The sequence below is a fragment of the Marinobacter fuscus genome, assembly GCF_003007675.1.
Lineage (GTDB): Bacteria > Pseudomonadota > Gammaproteobacteria > Pseudomonadales > Oleiphilaceae > Marinobacter > Marinobacter fuscus.
The window spans coordinates 1-2,565 of record NZ_PXNP01000003.1; the positions used below are offsets into that span (position 1 = coordinate 1).

Sequence of the window (2,565 nt, forward strand, 5' to 3'; positions counted from 1 at the left end):
GCGCCTACGAAATGGAGCCGAAGGCGCAATGTAGTAGGCGTCGCCGTGCCTGCACTGGTTATGTGCTGCTTTAGGCCGCAACAAGCCTTTTCACGTTGAGCTCTTTGCGATGTTGTTCGGCGTGCCAGAGCTCATATTGGGACTGCTGGTTCAGCCAGCTCTCTGCAGAGGTATCAAAAGCGATAGAGAGCCGGATAGCCATCTCGGGACTGATACCGGCCTTGCCGTTCAGCACGGCACTAAGAGTCTTGCGGCTAACGCCCAATGCATCTGCAGCCGCCGTGACAGAGAGGCCGAGTGGTTCAAGACAAAGCTCTCGCAATACTTCACCAGGGTGTGGGGGGTTATGCATCAACATTTGCTTTACCTCAGTGATAATCTTCATAGTTCACAATCTCGGCATCTCCATCTTCAAATCGGAAGGTCACTCGCCAGTTACCGCTAACAGTGACTGACCATATACCAACGCGATTGCCGGAGAGTTCGTGCAATCGAAGACCGGGTAAGTCCATATCTTTGGCATCCGATGCTGCGTTCAATCTACCGAGAATAAGCCGAAGCCTTTTTGCGTGAGCGGCCTGAATTCCTGCGGTGCTACCGGACTTGAAAAATTTGGCCAAGCCCTTGTGTTTGAAGCTTCGTATCATTCTCTGAATGTACCCTGAAACGTATCGGGTGTCAATTCACATAACGCTGAGCTTAGCGGCGCCCTGACAAGGGCGTCCGGTGGACGGCCCTCGGGCCGGGAACGTACTACAGCGACTGGTTAGCTGGGGGCATCAATGAAGCCCGATCCCTGGCAACCAACATCGCAGCCTGCACCGCTGCCCTTGCACCCAAACCCGCCGATGCACTTTTATTGAAACCACCACCAACGATGCGGTGAACGAACCTGAACGCCAGATTAGCAGGTAAGCAAGGAACCGTTTACCGGCGGACGGCCCCACAACCCAAACGCCCATGTTACTACCAACACCACTGACCAATTGAGCTACCAACAACACGCCAAATTTGCGGGCCTTGGCAACCGCACCATGTTGCCGGATTTACTGCCGGTTCTTGGCCAAGGCCATTAGCACCCAGCCACCTAAAAAGTACAAAGCACTACCAGCTAACGCTGAGCACAGCGGCGCCACGTCAGTGGTGTCCGGCGGCCATCGGCCGCAAACTGCTGCGACTTGTTATACATGAGTTTCCTCCGGAATCAGAGTCAATAGGTCGGTAACCCCAACGTCCGCGCCCGCCTGTGATAGCAAAGCAGAAACTTGCCCTCGATGGTGAGTCTGATGGTTAAAAAAATGAAGAACAAGGCTCGAATATCGCTTGTTGGCCGGAATCCCTTTGGTGTTGTGGTAGCTGAGAACGAAATCCAGATCGCCTTCGGTTAGCCCGGCTACCCAGCTGGTAATTTGTCGGTCAAGCCAAGCCCGATGTTCAGATAAGCGACCAATATCCTCAAACACTATCTGGCTTAGGCTTGTCGGATTTGGAAGGTTGGCGACCTCCTTCAACGAACCCACGCAGGATGGATGGGTGGCAAACCGCTTCAGCCAGATGGTGTCACCAACGACGATGTGATTCAGAGTTCCAAGAATAGAGCCGAAAAAAGCCCCGCGATCCTGAGTTAAGTCTGTTGCAGAGAGCGAACTTGCAGACTCGTAAATTTTGGAATTCATCCATTGATTGTAAATGGACAACAATTCGAAGTGATCTTTCAGGCTCACCTGAGTTCCCTCTCATGTATAACGCTGAGGTAACCGGCGCCGGAGCGCCAGCGGAGGGAACCAAAAGCGGTACGCTTTTGGCGTCCGGTTGACCGCCTGGTTAGTGGCCGGTCACCACCCTGGTTGAGCCAGGTATCCAAGGCAGCATGCCCTCTCCCCAACAGCTTGCACAAACTCGACAGATGGCGAAAGGAACCAGAACTCAAAAGCCGCCGACCCGATTACCGTTTAAGACGGACGGCCCCGCAACTGGGGCACGCCATGAATACCAACACCGCTGACCGCTTTGGCAACCAAACCAGACAGCGAATTTTCCGGCCTTGGCAATCACCAGAGTGAACCGGATTTACAACCAAGCCGGGCGCCAAGGCCTTTGCACCTGAGCCCGCCAAAAGTGAAGACGGCCCGGGCCAATAACGATGTACGTTCATCTGCCCGAGCGAAGCGAGGGTCGGATGAATGTGTTGTTATAGAGCCAAGTCCTGAAAGAGCTCTGATAAAGCACACCCTCGACGGCCATGCCTGCTTCGAGACGTTCTTCAAACTTCATAATCCAACCGTTTGCGACGGGCTCTGGCGACGAGACTGGCAACCAGCCAAAAGGTAACGCGATCGCTGAGGAATAGCTCTCCCTCGGGGTATGTCCCAAGCGGATCAACCCGCGCGTTATCCGCTTGGGACATACCCCGAGGGTAGCTGAAAACGCATTCAACAACGATCATCCTTGTCTGGTTCTTCGAACCGAATCCCAAACCTGAAAAATACTGTTTATTCGTACAGATCATCGCTGTAGGATTCGGTTAACTGGGAGTTTTTCTGCACCCCAGCCGGGCTTTATAAC

General features: G+C 53.6%; 3 protein-coding genes. All 3 read right to left on the reverse strand.

What is annotated here, in order from left to right; translation table 11 throughout:
* Positions 1–70: 70 nt before the first annotated feature.
* A complete protein-coding gene (locus C7H09_RS00030; RefSeq protein WP_106760645.1) occupies positions 71–358 on the reverse strand; it encodes a HigA family addiction module antitoxin in 288 nt (95 codons plus the stop codon).
* Positions 359–368: 10 nt separating this feature from the next.
* The gene (locus C7H09_RS00035; RefSeq protein WP_106760642.1) at positions 369–647 is read right to left on the reverse strand and encodes a type II toxin-antitoxin system RelE/ParE family toxin; all 279 of its coding nucleotides are present in this window, start codon (positions 645–647) and stop codon (positions 369–371) included.
* 534 nt (positions 648–1,181) lie between these two features.
* Entirely contained in the window at positions 1,182–1,724 is a 543-nt protein-coding gene (locus C7H09_RS00040) for a DinB family protein (protein WP_106760643.1), read from the reverse strand.
* Positions 1,725–2,565 lie beyond the last annotated feature (841 nt).